Source organism: Mesorhizobium sp. M2E.F.Ca.ET.219.01.1.1 (assembly GCF_004016445.2).
In the GTDB taxonomy this organism is placed as follows: domain Bacteria; phylum Pseudomonadota; class Alphaproteobacteria; order Rhizobiales; family Rhizobiaceae; genus Mesorhizobium.
Window position 1 is genome coordinate 394,085 of the sequence record NZ_SADT02000001.1, and the last position, 18,875, is coordinate 412,959.

An 18,875-nucleotide genomic window follows, 5' to 3' on the forward strand; every position below is an offset into this window, starting at 1 on the left:
TTCCCTCTCCGAACCGGCTCGAATCTGTAAACAAAAAGGTGGCGGCGATTCCGCATCGCGCCACCTTCGGTATCCTTCGAAAAGGACGAAAAATAGGCGTTATGAGCGCGGCGAACGCGGCGCGCCACCAGCACCGGCCGGAGCCGGACGCGGGGTCATCGGCAGCAGGCCTTCGCGCTGGGCGCGCTTGCGGGCCAGCTTGCGGGCGCGGCGCACGGCTTCGGCCTTCTCGCGGGCACGCTTCTCGGACGGCTTCTCGTAGTGACCGCGCATCTTCATTTCGCGGAAAATACCTTCGCGCTGCATTTTCTTCTTCAGCGCGCGAAGCGCCTGATCAACGTTGTTGTCGCGGACGAGTACCTGCACGGGCAATCCTGTCTTCGGGTTTGAAATCGTTAGGCAATCGGCCATAGCCGGGATGCCTCCGCGGCGAGTTGCACCGCGAATTGTGGCGGCTGATAGCAGAATCAGGCTGGGATGTCCACCGCTGATTGCGGGAAAGCGCAATCAAAAACCGGAGCGGTCCGCCCCGCCGCGATTCAGCCTTCCACCGCCGCCAGATGGAGGCGTGCGAAATCCTCGAAAAACTCGCCATAATCGCAGGTGATTTCCTCGCCGGCGGCGATGTCGCGAATGGCGGTGGCGCCGCCATATTGCGAGAAATCCGTGTTCGGCCGCTCGGCATGGTTCATGAAGCGGCCATTATCGACCTCATAGACCATGAAGCCCGGCTTGTCCGGGCTCGGATAGGCATAGCGGTCGAGCAACTCCCTCAGATGCGGCGGCGCGGCCTCGTATTTTTCCATCGGGATCAGCCGGTCGAAATCGGGATCGAGTCGCCAGATCGACGCGCCTTTGCGGATCGGCTCGGCGGCGAAGACGCCGACGCCCTCGATGGCGCTCTGGGCAACATAGGTTCTGATCAGCAGCATCGTTCCAGCCCCGTTTCGACGGGAAACGAAAAATCGTCAAAACGGACCGGAATGCAAGGCCGTATCGCGAGATTTCAGCCGATGAGCAAGCCTGCTGTCCGCCAAACGGATCACGTCCGGTTGATCGAGGCGGCCGGCTTTGGCCGCGGCAAAGGCCGCTGTCGCCCTACTGCCTCAACAGCCAACCCAGCCTGTCCAGGGAGAAGGCGTAGCTGAGGGCGATCAGCAGAGCCATGGCCAGGCCCGCGGCCGCATGACCTGCCAGATAGAACCCGGCGGAGCCGCCGAACAGTATGGCGAGTTCCAGCGCCAACCGCGCCGCGCCCGGCACAGGAACCGGCGCGCGGCCTGACCGGCTTGGGTCGTCGGGAACCGCGAAGGTTCCCCACAGCGCTGCCGCAACAAGCGGCAAGGCCAAGGCGAGGAGCCAGCGCCACCAGCCTTCGGAAAGGCTCCAGCCTGCCATGCCGAGCCCAAGCAGCGCCGCAAGTTCGAGCAGAAAGCGCAGGGTCAGATTCCACCAGGCATTACCCATATCCATCCTCCAGGTTCCGGAGCGGTCGGTATGGCCGATCGCGGCCGCCGCTACCAGCCCGGACGCCATCCTTTCGGCATGGCGCAAAGCGGCAAGCGCCGTCGCAAACAGCGCAAGGATGACATCGCGGTTTCGCTAGTGATACTCCTCGCGTGACGGGCGGACGACATCCGCGATTTTTGGCGCGAGGCTACAACGTGAAGAAATATTCGGTATTCGCCATCGCCCGCGAGGCGATGCGCGGCCACAAGGGCTGGGAAGAGCAGTGGACCTCGCCCGAGCCGAAGAAGGAATACGACGTCATCATCGTCGGCGCCGGCGGGCACGGCCTGGCGACGGCCTATTACCTGGCGAGCGAGCACGGCATCACCAACATCGCGGTGCTGGAAAAGGGCTGGCTCGGCGGCGGCAACACCGGCCGCAACACCACCATCATCCGCTCCAACTACCTTTATGACGAAAGCGCCGGCATCTACGACCATGCGCTGAAGCTGTGGGATGGGCTCTCCCAGGAGCTCAACTACAACGTCATGTATTCGGCGCGCGGCGTCATGATGCTGGCGCACAATGTGCATGACGTGCAGGTGTTCAAGCGCCATATCCATGCGAACCGGCTCAACGGCATCGATAATGAATGGCTGACGCCGGAACAGGCGAAGGAATTCTGTCCGCCGCTCAACATCTCCAAGGAAGCGCGCTATCCGGTGATGGGGGCTGCGCTGCAGCGGCGCGGCGGCACGGCGCGGCACGACGCGGTCGCCTGGGGCTATGCGCGCGGCGCCTCGGCGCGCGGCGTACACATCATCCAGAATTGCGAGGTCACCGGCATCAAGCGCGCGGCCAACGGCGCGGTCAGCGGCGTCGAGACGACGCGCGGCTTCATCGGCGCCAAGAAGGTCGGCGTGGTCGCGGCCGGCCATTCCTCCGTCATCATGAACATGGCCGGCGTGCGCATGCCGCTCGAAAGCTATCCGCTGCAGGCGCTGGTGTCGGAGCCGGTCAAGCCGGTGGTGCCCTGCGTGGTGATGTCCAACACCGTGCACGCCTATATCTCCCAGTCCGACAAGGGCGAGCTGGTCATCGGCGCCGGCACTGACCAGTATGTCTCCTATTCGCAGACCGGCGGCCTGCACATCTTGCAGCACACGCTCGACGCCATCTGCGAGATGTTCCCGATCTTCACGCGCATGAAGATGCTGCGTTCCTGGGGCGGCATCGTCGACGTCACGCCGGACCGCTCGCCGATCCTGGCGAAAACGCCGGTCAAGGGCCTTTACGTCAATTGCGGCTGGGGCACGGGCGGCTTCAAGGCGACGCCCGGCTCGGGCAATGTCTTCGCGCATACGATCGCGAAGGACGAGCCGCACCCGATCAACGCGCCCTTCACGCTCGAGCGCTTCCGCACCGGCCGCCTCATCGACGAGGCCGCGGCGGCGGCGGTGGCGCACTGATGATGGCGCAAATGGCTGTCGCGATGCCGCTGGTGCTCGCCGGCGAACAGGGGTTGTTTCACCTGCCGACGCCTGGCGAAGTCCGTTTGCAGGCGATCAGCCGCGAGGACAACGAGATGGGCTGGCCGTTCTCCGTCGACGAAGGGATGTTGGCCTGCGTCTGGAGTGCAGGCCAAAAAGTGGTGATGTTCTTCGAGAACAGGCCGAAGGATCTGGATGAGAACGAGCCCTTCCAGCCGCGCGGCGTCATCGTCACCACCGACCCGATGCAGCTGACGCTCGGAAATATGGCAAACCGCGCGCTGTTCAAACCCTCGGTCAGCGTCGAGGAGCGCATGCGGCTCGTGGCGCCTTTCGCGGCGCTCGGCCAGAGGCTTTGCGATCAACCGGCCGGCGCCCGCGTCGGCCATGGCGAATTGTAGGATCCACCGAAAAATGCTTCTCATCCGCTGCCCCTATTGCGAGGAAGAGCGCCCGGAACTCGAGTTCCGCAATGCCGGCGAGGCGCATATCGCGCGCCCCACCAACATTGCCGCCGAGAGCGACGACGATTTCGAGAAATTCTTCTTCATCCGCGCGAATCCGAAGGGAGTCATCTATGAGCGCTGGCGGCACATCCATGGCTGCGCGCGCTTCTTCAACGCGGTGCGCGACACCGTCACCGACAAGTTCGTCATGACCTACAAGGCCGGCGAGCCGAAGCCCGCGAAGCTGCCTGGAGCCTCGAAATGACCGCCCTGTTCCGTATCTCCGGCGCCGGGCGCCTCAGCCAGGCGAAGACCGCCTCCTTCAGGTTCGACGGCAAATCCTATGCCGGCATCGAGGGCGATACGCTCGCCTCGGCGCTGCTGGCCAACGGCGTGCATCTGGTCGGCCGTTCGTTCAAGTACCACCGACCCCGCGGCGTCCTGTCCGCCGGCGCGGAGGAGCCCAACGCGCTGGTGCAGATCGTGCGCGACGATGCGCGCAAGACGCCGAATGTTCGCGCCACCGTGCAGGAGCTCTATGACGGGCTGACAGCCCATTCGCAGAACCGCTGGCCGTCGCTCGCCTTCGACGTCGGCGCCGTCAACGACGTCGCCTCGCCGCTGTTTTCGGCCGGCTTCTACTACAAGACCTTCATGTGGCCGAAATGGGCCTGGAAGGATCTCTACGAACCGAATATCCGCGCTGCGGCCGGCCTCGGCGTTTCGCCCGAGAAGCCGGACCCGGACCACTATGCCGCGCGCTACGCGCATTGCGAGGTGCTGGTGTTGGGCGGCGGCGCCGCCGGCATTGCAGCTGCCCTTGCCGCCGCCGAAACGGGCGTGCGGGTGATCCTCGCCGATGAGCAGGCCGAATTCGGCGGCAGCCTGCGCTTCGAGAGCGGCGCCAGGATCGACGGCCAGGACGGCTATGCGTGGGCTCAAGGCGCGATCGCGAAGCTCAAGGCAATGGACAATGTGCGGGTGCTCTCCCGCACCACGGCCTTTGGTTATTACGCGCAGAATTTCGTCGGCCTGGTCGAGCGGGTCAGCGACCATCTCAAGAGCCCGGGCCGCGAGCTTGCGCGCGAGCGCCTGTGGCAGGTCCGCGCCGGCCGCGTCGTCATCGCCACCGGCGCCATCGAGCGTCACATGGTCTTCGCCAACAACGACCGTCCCGGCGTGATGCTGGCGTCCGCGGCGCGCACCTATCTCAACCATTATGGCGTCGCGGTGGGCAGGAATGTCGGCGTCTATACGGCGAACGATTCCGCCTATGCCGCGGCGATCGATCTCAAGAAGGCCGGCGTCAACATCGCGGCCATCGTCGACCTGCGAGACAATCCGACCTGTCCGGTGATCGACGAAGCGAGGGCGCTCGGCATCGAGATCAATTTCGGCCGCGCGGTGGTGAGCGCCGGCGGCAAGCTGCGCGTGTCATCCATGACCGTGCAGCCGAAGAATGGCGGCGGCGAACGCACCATCCCGGTCGACGCGATCCTGATGTCGGCCGGCTGGACGCCGTCGGTGCATCTGTTCTCGCAGTCGCGCGGCAAGGTCGCCTTCAACGACGAGACCAAGCGCTTCGTGCCCGGCACCTACGCGCAGGATTGCGTCTCGGTCGGCGCCAGCAACGGCACCGACGGGCTGGACGCAACGGTCGACGAGGCCTATGCGGCCGGAGCCAAGGCGGCGAAGGATGCCGGCGGCAAGGCCGGGAAGGGCGCCAAGCCGAAAGTCGATGCCGGCGAGAGCTGGTCGCGCGGCATGCTGGGCGCCGCTCCCGGCGCCGGGCCGGGCACCACGGTCAAGGCCTTCGTCGATTTCCAGAACGACGTCACCGCCAAGGATATCCGCCAAGCGGTGCATGAAGGCATGCATTCGATCGAGCACGTCAAGCGCTTCACCACCAACGGCATGGCGACTGACCAAGGCAAGACGTCCAACATGCACGGCCTGGCGATCGCCGCCGAGGAGCTTGGCAAGCCGATCCCGCAGGTCGGCCTCACCACCTTCCGTGCGCCCTATACGCCGGTGACCTTCGGTTCGATCGTCGGGCACGCGCGCGGCGCGCTGTTCGACCCGACCCGGCGCACGGCGACGCATGGCTGGGCCGCTTCGCAAGGTGCGGTGTTCGAGGATGTCGGCCACTGGAAGCGCGCCTGGTATTTCCCCAAGGCGGGCGAGGACATGCATGCCGCCGTCAATCGCGAATGCGTGACGGTGCGAAAAGTGGGCGGGCTGTTCGACGCCTCGACGCTCGGCAAGATCGAGGTGGTCGGGCCGGACGCGGCGAAGTTCATGGAGCTGCTTTACACCAATCCGTGGGAGAAGCTGGAAACCGGCCGCTGCCGCTATGGCATCATGCTGCGCGAGGACGGCTTCATCTATGACGACGGCGTCGTCGGCAGGCTTGCGCCGGACCGTTTCCACGTGACGACGACCACGGGCGGCGCGCCGCGTGTCATGAATCATATGGAGGATTACCTCCAGACCGAGTTCCCGCATCTCAATGTCTGGCTGACCTCGATCACCGAGCAATGGGCGGTGATCGCGGTGCAGGGGCCGAAGTCGCGGGACATCATCGCGCCGCTGGTCGAAGGCATCGACATGTCGGACGAGGCGATGCCGCATATGTCGGTGCGCGAGGGCAAGATCTGCGGCGTGCCGACCAGGCTGTTCCGTATGTCCTTCACCGGCGAGCGCGGTTTTGAAGTCAACGTGCCGGCCGACTATGGCGAAGCGGTCTGGGAAGCGTTGTGGGCCGAGGGCCAGAAGCATGGTGCGACCGCCTACGGCACCGAGACGATGCACGTGCTGCGCGCCGAGAAGGGCTACATCATCGTCGGGCAGGACACGGACGGCACGGTGACGCCGAACGATGCCGGGCTAGACTGGGCGGTCGGTAAGAAAAAGACCGACTTCGTCGGCATCCGTGGCCTGACCCGCTCCGACCTGGTGGCCAAGGGCCGCAAGCAGCTTGTCGGGCTGAAGACCAAGGACCCGAAAGTCGTGCTGGAAGAGGGCGCGCAGATTGTCGCGGATCCGAAACAGCCGATCCCGATGAAGATGATCGGCCACGTCACCTCCAGCTACTGGTCGGAGAATTGCGGCCGTTCGATCGCGCTGGCGCTGGTTGCCGGCGGCCGCGACCGCATGGGGCAGACGCTCTATGTGCCGATGCCGAACGGCACGATCGAGGTGGAAGTCACCGGCATGGTGTTCGTCGACGAGAAGGGAGAACGCCTCAATGGCTAAGGCTGCTGCCAAGACAAAAGCCGCTGCATCCGCTTCCGTCGAGCGCCGCCCCGCGCTTGCCGGCCGCACACTGTCGGCGCCCGGCGTGAAGGTGGAGATGCTGCCGCCGGCCGAACGCATCTCGCTGCGCGCGCCGCAGGCTTCGCTTGCCGCGCTTTCCAAGGCGCTCGGCTTGACGCTGCCGGTCAAGCCGAAGACCTCGGCCATGAAGGACGGGCGCACCGCACTGTGGCTCGGCCCGGACGAATGGATGATCATCGACGAGGCCGGCAATGACCCGCTCGCCGACTGCGCCAAGGTCACCGCGCTGCATTCGGCGGTCGGCATCTCGCATCGGAATGTGGGGATTTCTGTCGCCGGACCAGCGGCCGCCGTGACGGTCAATTCAGGTTGTCCGCAAGACCTGTCGCTCGAGGCCTTCCCGGTCGGAGCGGCCTCGCGCACCATCCTTGGCAAATCCGAGATCGTGCTGCTGCGCACCGCGGAAGATAGCTTCCGCGTGGAATGCTGGCGTTCCTTCTCGGACTATGTCTTTACTCTGCTTTCGGAAGCGGCGAGCGACGCGGCGAACTGATCTTTCACGCTGCGGCCTCGGATAGCCGCGCAGCCGGAACCATTGCCGGCCCTGTCCGTTTCCGCAGCCTGCGAGGGAGATCGCCGATGCCGTCCAGAACCGCGCCGAAGTCGCCGAAGAAGACGGCGGCTGTCCGATCGCTGGAGCATGAAAGGCACGAGATCGAGGAAGAAGAACTCGAGGAAGGCCTCGAGGATACTTTTCCGGCCAGCGACCCCGTATCAATTACCAGTAGCGCCATTCCCGGCGCCCCGGCCAAGCCCGGCAAGGCCAAGACCGTGGCGGGAACGAAATCGCGCAAGAAATAGGCTTTACTCGAAGCGACAGACAAAACGAAAAGGGCGGCCAAGTGCCGCCCGTTTCGTTTGAAATCTTACCAGTAGCGCTTACAGGCCGGGCACGAACCACGGGTTGACGTCGATGCCAAGCTTCGGGCTCTTCGGCTGGGTCTTGGTGGTGTCCGCCTTCTCGACGGACCCGGTCGCGGTGCAATCGAGGGCCACGTTGGCGTTGGTCTGGTTGCAGGCAGCCGGCGCATGCTTGGCCGGCTGGCTCGCGCCGGCAAACGCGGCGCCCGAGAAAGCCAGGACGGCAGCGAGGGTGAGGATGGTCTTCTTCATTTTCCGTCTCCAGTTCGTACATGTACGATACAGCGTACAGATACGGTTAACGGAAGCTGAATTCAAGAGGCAATTTGTACGCGTACGACAACTTTTCTTGAACGTAAGAATTCGTCGCCGCGAATCCAAGCGATCGGCATCACGGAAAAGCGGCGCAAACGCCGGTCAGCAGTTGACAGGTGTTTCGGTGAGCGGGGGGATATCCTGCGCCGACAAAGAGGCCAGCATGAAATCGCACATCCGCTTCACATAGGCCTGGGGATCACCGAACGGATAGAAGGGGAAGGTGATCAGCAGCGAAATCGTGCCGTGACCGACGGTCCACAGCATGGTGGCAATGGCGCGCGGATCGCCCTTGAGCCTGCCCGCGGCAACACAGGCCTCGACACGTTTGATCAGCACCTTCATGGCGGGGTTGCCCTCTTCCATCTCCTCGTAACTGCGCCCCTCCGGCAGCTTGGTCTTCTCAGTCATGAAGACGGTGCGGTATTCGTTGGGATTGCCGAGCCCGAAGGCGGCGTATTCGGTCATTACCGCCTTGAGCGCCTCGACCGGGTCGTCGGCGGGGTGCTCCTCGATGCGGCGGGCGAGCGTTTCGAAGGCGTCCTCGGCGAGCGCGAACAGGATGTCTTGCTTGTCGGCGAAGTAGGAATAGACCGACATCGGCGCATAGCCGACGCGCTTGGCGAGCTTGCGGATGGTCAGGCCTTCGTAGCCTTCTTCCTGCACCAGCTTGTGAGCTGCCGCGACGAGTTCGGAGCGCAGCTCCGCCTTCTGTTTTTCGCGGCGTTTCTGAACGCTCAGCGTCAATGTCCGCTGCCTTTTGTCGTTGGTTGCCTGACGAAATTATATACGCTGTACGGAAACGGACAAGAGAGCAGGCTGGTTCCCTTGCGTGCGCTCCAAACGCAATTCCGGCCGGAAAACCGCAAAGCACTTTCCTGGAATTGCTCAGATCGCCCCGATGCCGCCGTCGAGCGCCAGGGCATGGCCGGTCATGAAGGAATTGGCCGGGTCGGCGAGGAACAGGATGCCGGTGGTGATCTCGTCGACCTCGCCGACACGCTTCATCGGCACGCCGCGCGTGAGCTCGGCAAGTGCTTCGGCTTCAGGCGCGCCGGTGAGGCGGACGAAGCCGTCGACCATCGCCGTGCGCGTATGCGCCGGGCAGACCGCGTTGATGCGAATGCCCTTGCTGGCGTATTCCACGGCCGCCGAGCGCGTCAGCCCGACGACGCCATGCTTGGCGGCGGCATAGACCGAAAGCTTGGGCGCGCCGGAGAGGCCGGCGACCGAAGCGATGTTGACGATGACGCCGCCCTTGCCGCTTTCCCTGAACTGGCGCCCCATCTGAGGGATCTGGTGCTTCATGGCATAGAAGACGCCGAGCAGGTCGACCTCGACCACGCGGCGCGCCTCCTCGGATGTGACCTGCGGCAGGCGCACGAAGCTGTGCACGATGCCGGCATTGTTGACGGCAATGTCGAGCCGGCCGAATTTTTCGACGGCCAGTTGCACAAGATCCTCCGAGAGCTTTTCATCGGCGATGTTGCCGGCAAGGATCGCCGTCTCGGCGTCGAGAGTAGCCGCGAAATCGGCAAGCGCGGCCTCGTTGAGGTCGGAAAGAACCAGCCGCGCGCCCTCGGCGGCAAAGGCCTTTGCCGCGCCGCTGCCGAGACCGCCCGTCGCGCCGGTGATGAGGACGGTCGCCCCGTTGAAACGGCCCATTTATCCGCTCTCCGCCTTAGCTCTTCTTGTCGATCAGTTCCACCGCCAGCGCCGCAAGCAGTTTGACGGCCTCTCCGTAGGTCCTGGCCTTCTCGGGATTGGAGGCATTGCCGTCGAGCGCGCGCCGATACACACCCTGGCAGATCGCCGCCAGACGGAAGAATGAGAAGGCCAGGAAGAAGGTCCAGTTGTCGATCTTCCCGATGCCGCGCCGCTTGCAATAGGCTGCGACATAGGCCTCCTCGGACGGCAGGCCGGCAGCGGCGCGATCGACGCCGCCGAGGCCGCGAAAGCCCGAGGCATGCGGCAACCGCCATTGCATGCATTGATAGGCGAGGTCGGCGAAGGGGTGGCCGATCGTCGACAGCTCCCAGTCGAGCACCGCGATGACTTTCGGCGCATCGAGCGCGAACATCATGTTGTCCAGCCGGTAGTCGCCATGGACAAGCGAGACGCGACCGTCATTGGCCGGCATATGAGTTTCGAGCCATGCAATCAGCCGATCCATGTCGGCGACGGTTTCGGTCTCGGAAGCGCGATACTGGCTCGTCCAGCGGGCGAACTGGCGCTCGAAATAGCTGCCGGGCTTGCCGAAATCGCCAAGGCCTGCGGCTTCCACGTCGACATCGTGCAGGGCTGCCAGCGTGGCGTTCATCGCGTCATAGATCGCGGCGCGCTCGCCACTGTCGGACGCATCGGGCAGGGACGGGTCCCAGAAGATGCGGCCGTCGAGATATTCCATGACGTAGAACATGCGGCCGATCGGCGATTCTTCGCCCGAAAGATGCAGCATGCGCGGCACCGGCACAGCCGTGCCGGCAAGCGCCCGCATCACCCGGAATTCGCGGTCGACCTGATGCGCGGATTTCAGCAATTGTCCCGGTGGCTTGGCGCGCAACACATAGCGGCCGCTGGCAGCGGTCAACAGATAGGTCGGATTGGACTGGCCGGACTTGAATTTCTCGATCGAAGCAAGGCCGGCAAAGCCCGGAATATGCGCCTCGAGATAGGGCGCAAGCACCGCCTTATCTATGGCGCCGGCCTCGCCGCTCATGCGTTCTCGGGCTGACGCTCGATCAGCGTCAAAGTCAGCCAGCGCGCCGTCAGGGCGGGCTTCTTCGAGCCTTCGATCTCAATGGTCACGTCATGCGCCGTCTGCACCCAGCCGGAGGGCCTCACCTTGACGTCGGCCAGCACGAAGCGGGTGCGGATGCGCGCGCCCGTCTTCACCGGCGCCAGGAAACGCAGCGTGTCGAAGCCGTGATTGACGCCCATCTTGGTGTTTTCCAGCGGCGGCATGGTCTCGAAGGTCATCGCCGACAAAAGCGAAAGCGACAGGAAACCATGCGCGATGGTGCCGCCGAACGGCGTCTCGCGCTCGGCGCGCTCCGGATCGCAGTGGATGAACTGGTGGTCGTCGGTCGCGTCGGCGAACTGGTCGATCATGCGCTGCGTCACCGTTCGCCAGGGCGAGACGCCGACCTCCTTGCCGACGCTTGCCAGAAGCGTATCGAGACTGATCGGTTCCACGCTGATGTCCTCCGCACCCCCGCCCGGATTCCTTGAACCGGGGTCTTATTCCTTGAACAACGTCATTCCATGCTGCACCGACTGGCCGCCGTCGATGGGCAGGATGGCGCCGGTGACATAGCTTCCGGCACGGCTGCACAAATAAAGCGTTGCGCCGGCAATGTCATCCGCCACGCCGATGCGGCCGAGCGGAACATGGTTACCAACATGTTTCGCCTGCTCCTCGGTCGCGGTGGCGAAGGCCGTCATGCGGCTCTGGAAAGGACCGGGCGCAAAGGCGTTGACGGTGATGCGGCGGGCGGCGAACTCGATTGCCAGCGTGCGCGTCAGATGATGCACCGCCGCTTTCGAGGCCGCGTAGGAATAGGCGTCGTCGGCCAGCGGCTGGGTGCCCATCACCGAGCCGAGATTGATCACGCGGGCCGGGTCCTCGTCGCTTGCCGCGGCATCGAGCAGCGGCAAGAGTTCCCTGGTCAGGTGGAAGACGGCGGTGACGTTGACGCCGAACACCTTGGCCCAGGCATGGTAGGGGAAATCCTGCAGCGGCGCGCCCCAGGAAATGCCGGCATTGTTGACCAGGATGTGCAGGCGCTCCGTGCGCGCCTTGACCTCGGCGACAAGTGCGGCGATGCCCGCTTCGCTGGACACGTCGCCGGCAAAGCCTTCGGCCTGGCCGGCGCCGCCGAGCGCGTTCAATTCGTTGGCGACCTTGGCGCAATCCTCGCCCTTGCGCGAGGCGATCATCACATGAGCACCGGCGCGCACCAGGCCGGTCGCCACCATGCGGCCGATGCCGGTCGCCGCGCCCGTCACCAGCGCGGTCTTGCCGGCGACCGAGAACAGCTTGTCCAGATAGCTCATCGCATTCCTCCCGCACCCTCGATCAAACCGGCGAGGGACTCGCGTTGACAAGGCTAGCCGAAGTACGGTCATCCTTGCCACGGGTAAAGATCTATCTGCGAAAGGGCCGGAAGCGATGGCGGACATGAATCTCGGCATGACCGAGCGGCTGAAGCCGATCCACCAGCGCGTGGCGGCGATGGTGCGCGACGAGATCGCGCCGCTGGGCGAGGAGTTTCTGGCCGAAATCGGCAAGGAGGGCGACCGCTGGGCCTACACCGCCAGGCAGACCGAGATCCTCGAAGGCTTGAAGACGAAGGCGCGGGAGCGCGGGTTGTGGAATTTCTGGCTGACCGATTCCAAACGCGGCTACGGTCTTTCCACCGTCGAATATGCCTATCTGGCGGAGGAGATGGGCAAGGCGCATCTCGGCGCCGAGACCTTCAACTGCTCGGCGCCCGACACCGGCAACATGGAGGTGCTGGAGCGTTACGGCTCGGAAGCGCACAAGCGCGATTGGCTGGAGCCGCTGCTCGAGGGCAGGATTCGTTCGGCCTATCTGATGACCGAGCCGGACGTGGCGTCGTCGGACGCCACCAACATTTCGATGCGCTGCGAGCGACGGGGCGGCGACTATGTGCTGAACGGCGAGAAATGGTGGGCGTCCGGCGCCGGAGATCCGCGCTGCGCCATCTATATCGTCATGGTCAGGACCGGCTCGGACCAGGAGCCGCAGCATCGCCGGCACTCGATGATCCTGGTGCCCGCCGACAGCACGGGCATCACCAAATTGCGGCCAATGCAGGTCTATGGCGACGACGACGCCCCGCATGGCCATATGCATCTGCGATTCGACAATGTGCGGGTGCCGGCGGCGAATTTGATCCTCGGCGAGGGCAGGGGCTTCGAGATCGCGCAGGGGCGGCTGGGGCCGGGCCGCATCCATCACTGCATGCGCGCCATCGGCCAGGCCGAGATGGCGCTGGAGATGCTGTGCCAGCGCTCGGTGCGGCGTGAGGCCTTCGGCCGGTCGCTGGCCAAGCTCGGCGCCAATTTCGACATCATCGCCGAATGCCGGATGGAGATCGAGATGGCGCGGCTCTTGTGCCTCAAGGCTGCGTGGATGATCGACCAGGGGGACGCGCGCGCGGCCGCGCCCTGGATCAGCCAGATCAAGGTCGTGGCGCCCCGCGTCGCGCTGAAGGTCACCGACGAGGCGGTGCAGATGTTCGGCGCGCAAGGCATCAGCCAGGATACGCCGCTTGCCCGCTCCTGGACACATTTGCGGACGCTGCGGCTGGCCGACGGGCCGGACGCCGTGCACCGGCGCCAGGTGGCGCGCACGGAACTGAAGAAATACACGCAGGAAAAGGTCTGACGCCATGACGCTTCCATCGCAAATGCGAGGTCTGCTGCTTGTCGGCGACGGCTATACAAAGACGCCTTCTGCGGCCGCGCTGGAGGCAATGGAGCCTTACCTTGAGCCCGGCAGCATAGCCGTGCCGGCCCCCGGTACGACACAGGCGCTGATCAAGGTCAGCCTCGCCTCGATCAACCCCTCCGACGTCGCCTTCATCAAGGGCCAGTACGGCCAGCCGCGGGTCAAGGGCCGTCCGGCGGGCTTCGAAGGCGTCGGCGTCGTCGTCGCCACCGGCGACGGCCCTACGCAAAAAGCCTTGCCGGCAAGCGCGTCGCCTTCGCCACCGGCGTGTCGAACTGGGGCGCCTGGGCGGACTATGCGGTTGCCGAGGCCGCGTCCTGCATCCCGCTCATCGACACGGTGCGCGACGAGGATGGGGCCGCGATGATCGTCAACCCGCTGACCGCCTTGGCCATGTTCGACATCGTCAGAGAGGAGGGCGAAAAGGCCTTCATCATGACCGCCGGCGCCAGCCAGCTCTGCAAGCTGATCATCGGGCTGGCGAAGGAGGAAGGCTTTCGCCCGATCGTCACCGTGCGCCGTGATGAGCAGATCCAGCTGCTGAAGAACCTCGGCGCCGCCCACGTGCTCAATGAGAAGGCGGCGGATTTCGAGGCCATGCTGCGCGAAACCATGAAGGCCGAGCAGCCGCGCATCTTCCTCGACGCGGTCACCGGCCCGCTGGCTTCGACTATTTTCAATGCCATGCCGAAACGCGCGCGCTGGATCGTCTATGGCCGGCTTGACGCTGAGCCGACGGTGATCCGCGAGCCGGGGCAGCTGATCTTCCAGCACAAACGCGTCGAGGGTTTCTGGCTGGCCGAATGGATGCGCCAGTTCCGCGACAGGCTGGGTCCGGCGGTGCTGGAGGCGCAGAAGCGCTTTTCCGACGGACGCTGGTCGACCGACGTCACGGCGGTCGTGCCGCTGGACGAGGCGATGGCACGGCTGCCGGCCGAGCTCGCCAAGCCCAATGGAAAGGTGTTCATAAAACCATGATATCGCCGGACGGCGGGCCGGCGGCGGCTATGCTCCGTTGTTTTGGCCATGATATGCCGCCATCAAAATGCCGGGACGGTGCTTGACTGATCCCGCTTCGAGCGTTGGGTGGGGGCATTCGATGATAATTTCCAAGCCAGTTTTCGACCGTTTGGGATTTTGGCTGTGGGTGGGGTCGTTTCTGGTCGTGCTCGGCCTGGTGCTATGGTCGCCCGAGACACGCTCGGTGATCCGTATCTATCGATATGGCAGTGAAGCTTTCCTGAACCGCCAACCTCTGTATCAGGTCCAAGTCGCCATGGGGTACCTATACGCTCCCGCCTTCGCCGTCCTCTACGTCCCCCTGCTGAAACTCGGGCCATATCTGGGTAACATCCTGTGGCACGCGCTGGGCTTCGGGGCGCTCACCTTTGCCGCGATGCGCCAGGTCCGCAAGGTGGGCGGCGAGGAGCAGACATGGCTCCTGTCCTTCGGTCTCTTCCTCGCCCTGCCGGTTTCGCTGGGAGCGCTTCGCAACGGCCAGGCGACGATCCTGCTGACCGGTGCGTGCTGGTTTCTGACGCTGTCGTCACTCGAGGGGCGCCGCGCCGAATGCTTCTTCTGGGCCATGCTTGCGATCATCGCCAAGCCGACGGCGATCATCATGCTGCTGCTGGTGGGCGCGCTGCGTCCCAGGCTGATACCGGTCCTGGCGCTGGCGGTGATTGTCGTGCTCGTCATCCCCTACGGTTTTGCACCCGCGGGCTACATCAACGCCCAGTATTACGATTTCTTCCGGATGCTCACTTCGATGACTGTTGACCCGACCGGCCCCTTCGTCCCGGCCGATTTCACGGCGCCCTTCACAAGGTTTGGGATGACGCTCCCGGACATTGACGCGACGAGCGTGCGCGTCGCCGCGGGCTTGCTTACGCTGTGGGTGGTGCTCCAGTTCGACCGCAAGCTGGACCCGAATGTCAGCGGTCTGGCCATTTTCCTCACCGCGGCGTTCTATATGTGCGTCTTCAATCCGCGGGTCGAGCAGAACACCTATGCCATGGTGGCGGTGCCGGCAGGCCTGTCCATTGCTTTGCTGTGGCGGGAGAAGGGACCCGTGATCATGCGATGGTCGCTGGCTGTGCTCCTCTTCGTCACTGGACTGACCAGCGTCGATACGCGGCTGCACGACCTTTTCCACCCGTGGTTCCGGCCAATCGGCATCAGCATTGTTGCATGCCTGCTGATCGGTTGGCTCTGGGCGCGAGGCAAACAGAAGATGCCGGCCACGGGAGCCGTCGCGCATGGCTGAGAGGCTCGACGTCATCGCGCCGTTCTTCAACGAGGCCGAATCCGCGATTGCCTTCGTCGGGCTGCTCGACAGGCTCGAGGCTGCCGTGGCGGAGCGCTTCGGCATGACCGTGCGCAAGATACTCGTCGATGACGGCAGCCATGACGGCAGCGCCGAGACATTCGCGGCGGCGCTGTCCGGCTCCTGGGAGATCGTGCGGCTCAGCCGTAATTTCGGCAAGGAAGCGGCGGTGCTCGCCGGCCTCGACCATTCCCGCGGCGACCTGGTCCTGATCATGGACTCCGACCTGCAGCATTCCATGGACATCAGCCTGAAGATGATCGGCGAGCTGGTCGACAACCCGAAGATCGATGTCGTCTATGCGCAGAACGACCGGCGCGAGGGGAGCTGGCGGCGCAGCCAGCTGGCGCGGCTTTTCTACAAGCTGATCAACAGCAGCCAGCGTTTCGATATCCCCGAAAATGCGGGAGACTTCCGCGTCATGCGCGGCGCGGTGGCGCGCGCCTTGACCAGCGTGCGCGACAAGCGTCGTTTCAACAAGGGCCTGTTCGCCTGGGCCGGCTTTCGCCAGAAGGCGGTGCTTTATTCGCCGGAAAGCCGCGCCGGCGGCACGTCGAAATGGAGCCGGTTCAACCTGATCGCGTTCTCGATCGAAGGGTTCACCTCGTTTTCCGTGATCCCGCTGCGCATCATCAGCCTTATCGGATTGCTGGCGGCATTTGCCGGTCTCGCCTATGGCGTGAAAGTGCTCTTCGAGGTGCTCTTCTACGGCATCGCCGTGCCTGGCTATCCAAGCATCATGGTCGCCGTCGTGTTGCTGGGCGGCCTCAACCTGGCACTGCTCGGCCTGATCGGCGAATATGTCTGGGTGACGCTCAGCGAAAGCAAGGACCGGCCCGTCTATATCGTGCGCGATGTCCTGCAGGGCAACGCCGCCGAGCAGGCCACCCCCGGCGAATGACCCGGTCGGTCCGCTTGATTGCCGACGATTACGGGCTGGCGCCGGGCGTGTCGGACGCGATCCTCGAGCTGATCGAGCGCGGCCGCCTGACCGGAACCGGCTGCATGACCGGTTTTCCCGAGTGGGAGGAGGCGGCGGCGCGCATCAGGCCGTTCCGCCGCCAGGCTGCCGTCGGGCTGCATCTGACCCTCACCGATCAGGTCGCCGCGACCGGACCGTCCAGCCTGGCGCCGGACGGCAAGCTGCCCGGGCTCGCATCCCTTGCGCTGCCGGTGCGGCGCGGGCGTATCGACGAGCGGGACGTTCATGCCGAGCTCGACGCGCAATACGACCGCTTCGTCGAAGCGCTGGGTGGCCCGCCCGACTATATCGACGGACACCAGCATGTGCATTTTCTTCCCATGGTGCGAAACTGGTTGCTCGCGCGGTTCGGGGCAAGCGCGCGCAAACCGGCGCTAAGAGGGGCGCCGGGACTTCCGGGCATGGATGCGGCGGCGCCCAAGATCGCGGCGGTCGCCGCCTTGGCCGCGGGGTTCAACGGATCGATGCGACGGGCCGGCTTTAACGTCATGACGCCGCTTTCCGGGATCTATGACTGGCGGCAGCCGGAGAGATTCGCCTCAACGCTGCGCGCCGCCGTCGATAGCTTGCCCGAACAAGGCGTGTTCATGTGCCATCCGGGCCATGTCGATGAGATTTTGCGCGCCCGAGACCCGATGCAGGCCGTGCGCGAGGTTGAGCACACGGTTCTTTCCTCGCGGGATTTCAGCGACATCCTCGACAAGGCCGGAGCCCGCGTCATGGACGGCAAGGCATGAGCGCCGGCCAGCCGCAGCGTTCGACCGGCAGCAAGATCCTTCGCTTCGCCTTGGTCGGGCTGGTCAACACCGGCATCGACCTCACCGCATTCTTCCTGCTGCTCAAGCTCGCAGCACCGGCTTTGGCTGCCAATGTCGGCGCCTGGTTCGTCGCGGTTCTCTTCTCCTTCGTGGCGAACCGCTTCTGGTCGTTCGAGCGGGACCCGGACATCCGGCTGCACCACTCCTTCCTGCGCTTCGTCTCGCTGGGAGCGCTGATTTCACTTGGTGTTTCCAGTCTCTCGATCGCGGCACTGGCAGGGGCCATCGGCGTGTGGCCGGCCAAGATCATCGGCGTCGTGGTGGCGGCCGTGCTGAACTTCCTGGCCGCGCGCTGGTCGATCGAGGGGCGACTGGTGAGATAAGCCGAGGCAGTTTCGCTATTCGGCGGCTCGATATCAGGACCTGATCCATGATCTGCTCATGCCGGAAGCGGGATGGCGATCCAACGAACCGTCATCCCGATCTATCGCAAGCTTTCGAGATCGCGGATGCGCTTGGCGCCGGCCGCTTCCAATTGCCTCGTTACCGCACCGATCAGTGTTTCGGCGACGACGAAGAGAGCGGCGGACGAATCCCAGGCCGAGGGCACGGCGGTACGCCCGGCGATCACATGGCGGGCGAAGCGGGCGATCGGCGACAGCCACTGGTCGGTGAAGAGAATGATCTGCACGCCGCGCTGATGCGCCTTCTCGGCGAAGCGGACGAGGCTTTCCTGGTAGCGGCGGATGTCGAAGATCACCAGCACGTCGCGCTTGCCCATGTCGATCAGGCGGTCGCGCCAAATGCTCTCCTGGCCGGCGAGGTGATAGACATCCGGCTGGATGATGGCGAGATGGGCGGCCATGTAGCGCGCCAGCGGATCGGTGAAGCGGCCGCCGATGAGGAAGGTCTTGCCACGCCGCTCGGCAAGCCGCGCCGCGATGTCGGCCAGTTGTTTATCGGTAAGGTGGCGGAACGTCTCGCGCAAATTGTCGAGCGTTGCCTCCAGCATCGGCGAGACGGCGCCGCCGGTCGAGCCTGGATTGAGCGTGCGCGAGGCGGGTGACTGCAATTGCGCGGCCAGTTCATCCTGCAGCGCCGACTGGAATTCGGGGTAGTTCTGGAAACCCAGCCTGGCGACGAAACGCAGGATCGTCGGCGAGGACACGCCGGCCGCGGCCGAGAATTCGGCGACCGTCTTCAGCCCGGTCAAAGGATAGTTGGCAATCAGCGTCTGGGCGGCGCGGCGCTCGCCGGCCGGCATCGCGCCGATACGGTCAGAGATCAGTTCGGCAATGCTGGAAATCATGGTTTTCCCCCACCCGTTGACCCGCGGCCGCCGTTTTCCCGAATTCGCGTTTGACAAAGCCGCTCAAACTGTATGAAATCATTCACAGGGACGCAATGAGACAAAATACGTAACATAAGATACAGCG

The 18,875-nt window shown here is 64.6% G+C and carries 22 protein-coding genes and 1 pseudogene; 13 read left to right on the top strand and 10 right to left on the bottom strand.

The features are described from left to right. Window positions 1-99 precede the first annotated feature (99 nt). From rpsU to EN862_RS01925, 3 genes are all read right to left on the bottom strand, one after another. Entirely contained in the window at window positions 100-366 is a 267-nt protein-coding gene (rpsU, locus tag EN862_RS01915) for a 30S ribosomal protein S21 (protein WP_042639546.1), read from the bottom strand. Between the two features lie 173 nt (window positions 367-539). Next, window positions 540-932 (bottom strand): SET domain-containing protein-lysine N-methyltransferase, encoded by a 393-nt coding sequence (locus tag EN862_RS01920; RefSeq protein ID WP_127864197.1) that lies wholly within the window; start codon window positions 930-932, stop codon window positions 540-542. Between the two features lie 166 nt (window positions 933-1,098). Further along, on the bottom strand, window positions 1,099-1,467 hold the full coding sequence (locus tag EN862_RS01925; protein ID WP_127864198.1) for a DUF2568 domain-containing protein: 369 nt from the start codon (window positions 1,465-1,467) through the stop codon (window positions 1,099-1,101). 30 nt (window positions 1,468-1,497) lie between these two features. On the opposite strand from EN862_RS01925, the gene EN862_RS37310 reads away from it, so the two are divergent. The 7 genes from EN862_RS37310 to EN862_RS01955 all read left to right on the top strand — a co-directional run bounded on the left by EN862_RS37310 (window position 1,498) and on the right by EN862_RS01955 (window position 7,522). Then, a complete protein-coding gene (locus tag EN862_RS37310; protein WP_281035831.1) occupies window positions 1,498-1,623 on the top strand; it encodes a hypothetical protein in 126 nt (41 codons plus the stop codon). A gap of 41 nt (window positions 1,624-1,664) precedes the next feature. Beyond that, on the top strand, window positions 1,665-2,918 hold the full coding sequence (locus EN862_RS01930; protein ID WP_127864199.1) for a sarcosine oxidase subunit beta: 1,254 nt from the start codon (window positions 1,665-1,667) through the stop codon (window positions 2,916-2,918). Beyond that, on the top strand, window positions 2,918-3,340 hold the full coding sequence (locus EN862_RS01935; protein WP_127864200.1) for a hypothetical protein: 423 nt from the start codon (window positions 2,918-2,920) through the stop codon (window positions 3,338-3,340). Before EN862_RS01930 ends, EN862_RS01935 begins: the two co-directional genes overlap by 1 nt. A 13-nt stretch (window positions 3,341-3,353) precedes the next feature. After that, window positions 3,354-3,650 carry a sarcosine oxidase subunit delta gene (locus tag EN862_RS01940; protein ID WP_040997306.1) on the top strand — a complete coding sequence of 99 codons (297 nt, stop codon included), beginning with the start codon at window positions 3,354-3,356 and terminating at the stop codon, window positions 3,648-3,650. Beyond that, a complete protein-coding gene (locus EN862_RS01945; RefSeq protein ID WP_127864201.1) occupies window positions 3,647-6,640 on the top strand; it encodes a sarcosine oxidase subunit alpha in 2,994 nt (997 codons plus the stop codon). Before EN862_RS01940 ends, EN862_RS01945 begins: the two co-directional genes overlap by 4 nt. After that, window positions 6,633-7,214 (top strand): sarcosine oxidase subunit gamma, encoded by a 582-nt coding sequence (locus tag EN862_RS01950; protein ID WP_127864202.1) that lies wholly within the window; start codon window positions 6,633-6,635, stop codon window positions 7,212-7,214. The genes EN862_RS01945 and EN862_RS01950 overlap by 8 nt, the downstream gene beginning before the upstream one ends. An 86-nt stretch (window positions 7,215-7,300) precedes the next feature. Then, window positions 7,301-7,522 (top strand): hypothetical protein, encoded by a 222-nt coding sequence (locus tag EN862_RS01955; RefSeq protein WP_127864203.1) that lies wholly within the window; start codon window positions 7,301-7,303, stop codon window positions 7,520-7,522. A gap of 78 nt (window positions 7,523-7,600) precedes the next feature. On the opposite strand, the gene EN862_RS01960 is transcribed toward EN862_RS01955, so the two are convergent. From EN862_RS01960 to EN862_RS01985, 6 genes are all read right to left on the bottom strand, one after another. Next, on the bottom strand, window positions 7,601-7,834 hold the full coding sequence (locus EN862_RS01960; protein ID WP_127864204.1) for a DUF680 domain-containing protein: 234 nt from the start codon (window positions 7,832-7,834) through the stop codon (window positions 7,601-7,603). 165 nt (window positions 7,835-7,999) lie between these two features. Next, window positions 8,000-8,644 (bottom strand): TetR/AcrR family transcriptional regulator, encoded by a 645-nt coding sequence (locus EN862_RS01965; RefSeq protein WP_127864205.1) that lies wholly within the window; start codon window positions 8,642-8,644, stop codon window positions 8,000-8,002. Window positions 8,645-8,785: 141 nt separating this feature from the next. Continuing rightward, entirely contained in the window at window positions 8,786-9,562 is a 777-nt protein-coding gene (locus EN862_RS01970) for an SDR family oxidoreductase (RefSeq protein WP_127864206.1), read from the bottom strand. 16 nt (window positions 9,563-9,578) lie between these two features. Further along, a complete protein-coding gene (locus EN862_RS01975) occupies window positions 9,579-10,616 on the bottom strand; it encodes a phosphotransferase family protein (RefSeq protein WP_127864207.1) in 1,038 nt (345 codons plus the stop codon). Further along, window positions 10,613-11,098 (bottom strand): MaoC family dehydratase, encoded by a 486-nt coding sequence (locus EN862_RS01980; RefSeq protein ID WP_281035842.1) that lies wholly within the window; start codon window positions 11,096-11,098, stop codon window positions 10,613-10,615. The genes EN862_RS01975 and EN862_RS01980 overlap by 4 nt, the downstream gene beginning before the upstream one ends. 39 nt (window positions 11,099-11,137) lie before the next feature. After that, window positions 11,138-11,953, bottom strand: a complete 816-nt coding sequence (locus tag EN862_RS01985; protein ID WP_127864208.1) for an SDR family oxidoreductase — start codon at window positions 11,951-11,953, stop codon at window positions 11,138-11,140. A gap of 115 nt (window positions 11,954-12,068) precedes the next feature. On the opposite strand from EN862_RS01985, the gene EN862_RS01990 reads away from it, so the two are divergent. The 6 genes and pseudogenes from EN862_RS01990 to EN862_RS02015 all read left to right on the top strand — a co-directional run bounded on the left by EN862_RS01990 (window position 12,069) and on the right by EN862_RS02015 (window position 17,822). Beyond that, a complete protein-coding gene (locus EN862_RS01990; RefSeq protein ID WP_127864209.1) occupies window positions 12,069-13,310 on the top strand; it encodes an acyl-CoA dehydrogenase family protein in 1,242 nt (413 codons plus the stop codon). 4 nt (window positions 13,311-13,314) lie between these two features. After that, window positions 13,315-14,351, top strand: a pseudogene (locus EN862_RS01995) (zinc-binding dehydrogenase). Between the two features lie 121 nt (window positions 14,352-14,472). Further along, entirely contained in the window at window positions 14,473-15,639 is a 1,167-nt protein-coding gene (locus EN862_RS02000; protein ID WP_127864210.1) for a glycosyltransferase family 87 protein, read from the top strand. Next, window positions 15,632-16,600 (top strand): glycosyltransferase family 2 protein, encoded by a 969-nt coding sequence (locus tag EN862_RS02005; protein WP_127864211.1) that lies wholly within the window; start codon window positions 15,632-15,634, stop codon window positions 16,598-16,600. The genes EN862_RS02000 and EN862_RS02005 overlap by 8 nt, the downstream gene beginning before the upstream one ends. Next, complete coding sequence (locus tag EN862_RS02010) at window positions 16,597-17,418, top strand: ChbG/HpnK family deacetylase (RefSeq protein WP_127864212.1); 822 nt, start codon at window positions 16,597-16,599, stop codon at window positions 17,416-17,418. The genes EN862_RS02005 and EN862_RS02010 overlap by 4 nt, the downstream gene beginning before the upstream one ends. After that, window positions 17,415-17,822 carry a GtrA family protein gene (locus tag EN862_RS02015; RefSeq protein WP_127864213.1) on the top strand — a complete coding sequence of 136 codons (408 nt, stop codon included), beginning with the start codon at window positions 17,415-17,417 and terminating at the stop codon, window positions 17,820-17,822. Before EN862_RS02010 ends, EN862_RS02015 begins: the two co-directional genes overlap by 4 nt. 101 nt (window positions 17,823-17,923) lie before the next feature. Here the strand turns inward: EN862_RS02015 and EN862_RS02020 are convergent, their stop codons facing one another. Further along, window positions 17,924-18,748: a MurR/RpiR family transcriptional regulator gene (locus EN862_RS02020; protein ID WP_127864214.1), complete on the bottom strand. Its 825-nt coding sequence runs from the start codon at window positions 18,746-18,748 to the stop codon at window positions 17,924-17,926. Window positions 18,749-18,875: the final 127 nt, after the last annotated feature.

Bases quoted from the DNA above. Each gene is read 5' to 3' on its own strand.
- EN862_RS01920 (WP_127864197.1), bottom strand. From the start codon at position 932: ATGCTGCTGATCAGAACCTATGTTGCCCAGAGCGCCATCGAGGGCGTC.
- EN862_RS01925 (WP_127864198.1), bottom strand. From the start codon at position 1,467: ATGGGTAATGCCTGGTGGAATCTGACCCTGCGCTTTCTGCTCGAACTT.
- EN862_RS37310 (WP_281035831.1), top strand. From the start codon at position 1,498: ATGGCCGATCGCGGCCGCCGCTACCAGCCCGGACGCCATCCTTTCGGC.
- EN862_RS01935 (WP_127864200.1), top strand. From the start codon at position 2,918: ATGATGGCGCAAATGGCTGTCGCGATGCCGCTGGTGCTCGCCGGCGAA.
- EN862_RS01940 (WP_040997306.1), top strand. From the start codon at position 3,354: ATGCTTCTCATCCGCTGCCCCTATTGCGAGGAAGAGCGCCCGGAACTC.
- EN862_RS01945 (WP_127864201.1), top strand. From the start codon at position 3,647: ATGACCGCCCTGTTCCGTATCTCCGGCGCCGGGCGCCTCAGCCAGGCG.
- EN862_RS01950 (WP_127864202.1), top strand. From the start codon at position 6,633: ATGGCTAAGGCTGCTGCCAAGACAAAAGCCGCTGCATCCGCTTCCGTC.
- EN862_RS01955 (WP_127864203.1), top strand. From the start codon at position 7,301: ATGCCGTCCAGAACCGCGCCGAAGTCGCCGAAGAAGACGGCGGCTGTC.
- EN862_RS01960 (WP_127864204.1), bottom strand. From the start codon at position 7,834: ATGAAGAAGACCATCCTCACCCTCGCTGCCGTCCTGGCTTTCTCGGGC.
- EN862_RS01970 (WP_127864206.1), bottom strand. From the start codon at position 9,562: ATGGGCCGTTTCAACGGGGCGACCGTCCTCATCACCGGCGCGACGGGC.
- EN862_RS01975 (WP_127864207.1), bottom strand. From the start codon at position 10,616: ATGAGCGGCGAGGCCGGCGCCATAGATAAGGCGGTGCTTGCGCCCTAT.
- EN862_RS01985 (WP_127864208.1), bottom strand. From the start codon at position 11,953: ATGAGCTATCTGGACAAGCTGTTCTCGGTCGCCGGCAAGACCGCGCTG.
- EN862_RS01990 (WP_127864209.1), top strand. From the start codon at position 12,069: ATGGCGGACATGAATCTCGGCATGACCGAGCGGCTGAAGCCGATCCAC.
- EN862_RS02000 (WP_127864210.1), top strand. From the start codon at position 14,473: ATGATAATTTCCAAGCCAGTTTTCGACCGTTTGGGATTTTGGCTGTGG.
- EN862_RS02005 (WP_127864211.1), top strand. From the start codon at position 15,632: ATGGCTGAGAGGCTCGACGTCATCGCGCCGTTCTTCAACGAGGCCGAA.
- EN862_RS02010 (WP_127864212.1), top strand. From the start codon at position 16,597: ATGACCCGGTCGGTCCGCTTGATTGCCGACGATTACGGGCTGGCGCCG.
- EN862_RS02015 (WP_127864213.1), top strand. From the start codon at position 17,415: ATGAGCGCCGGCCAGCCGCAGCGTTCGACCGGCAGCAAGATCCTTCGC.
- EN862_RS02020 (WP_127864214.1), bottom strand. From the start codon at position 18,748: ATGATTTCCAGCATTGCCGAACTGATCTCTGACCGTATCGGCGCGATG.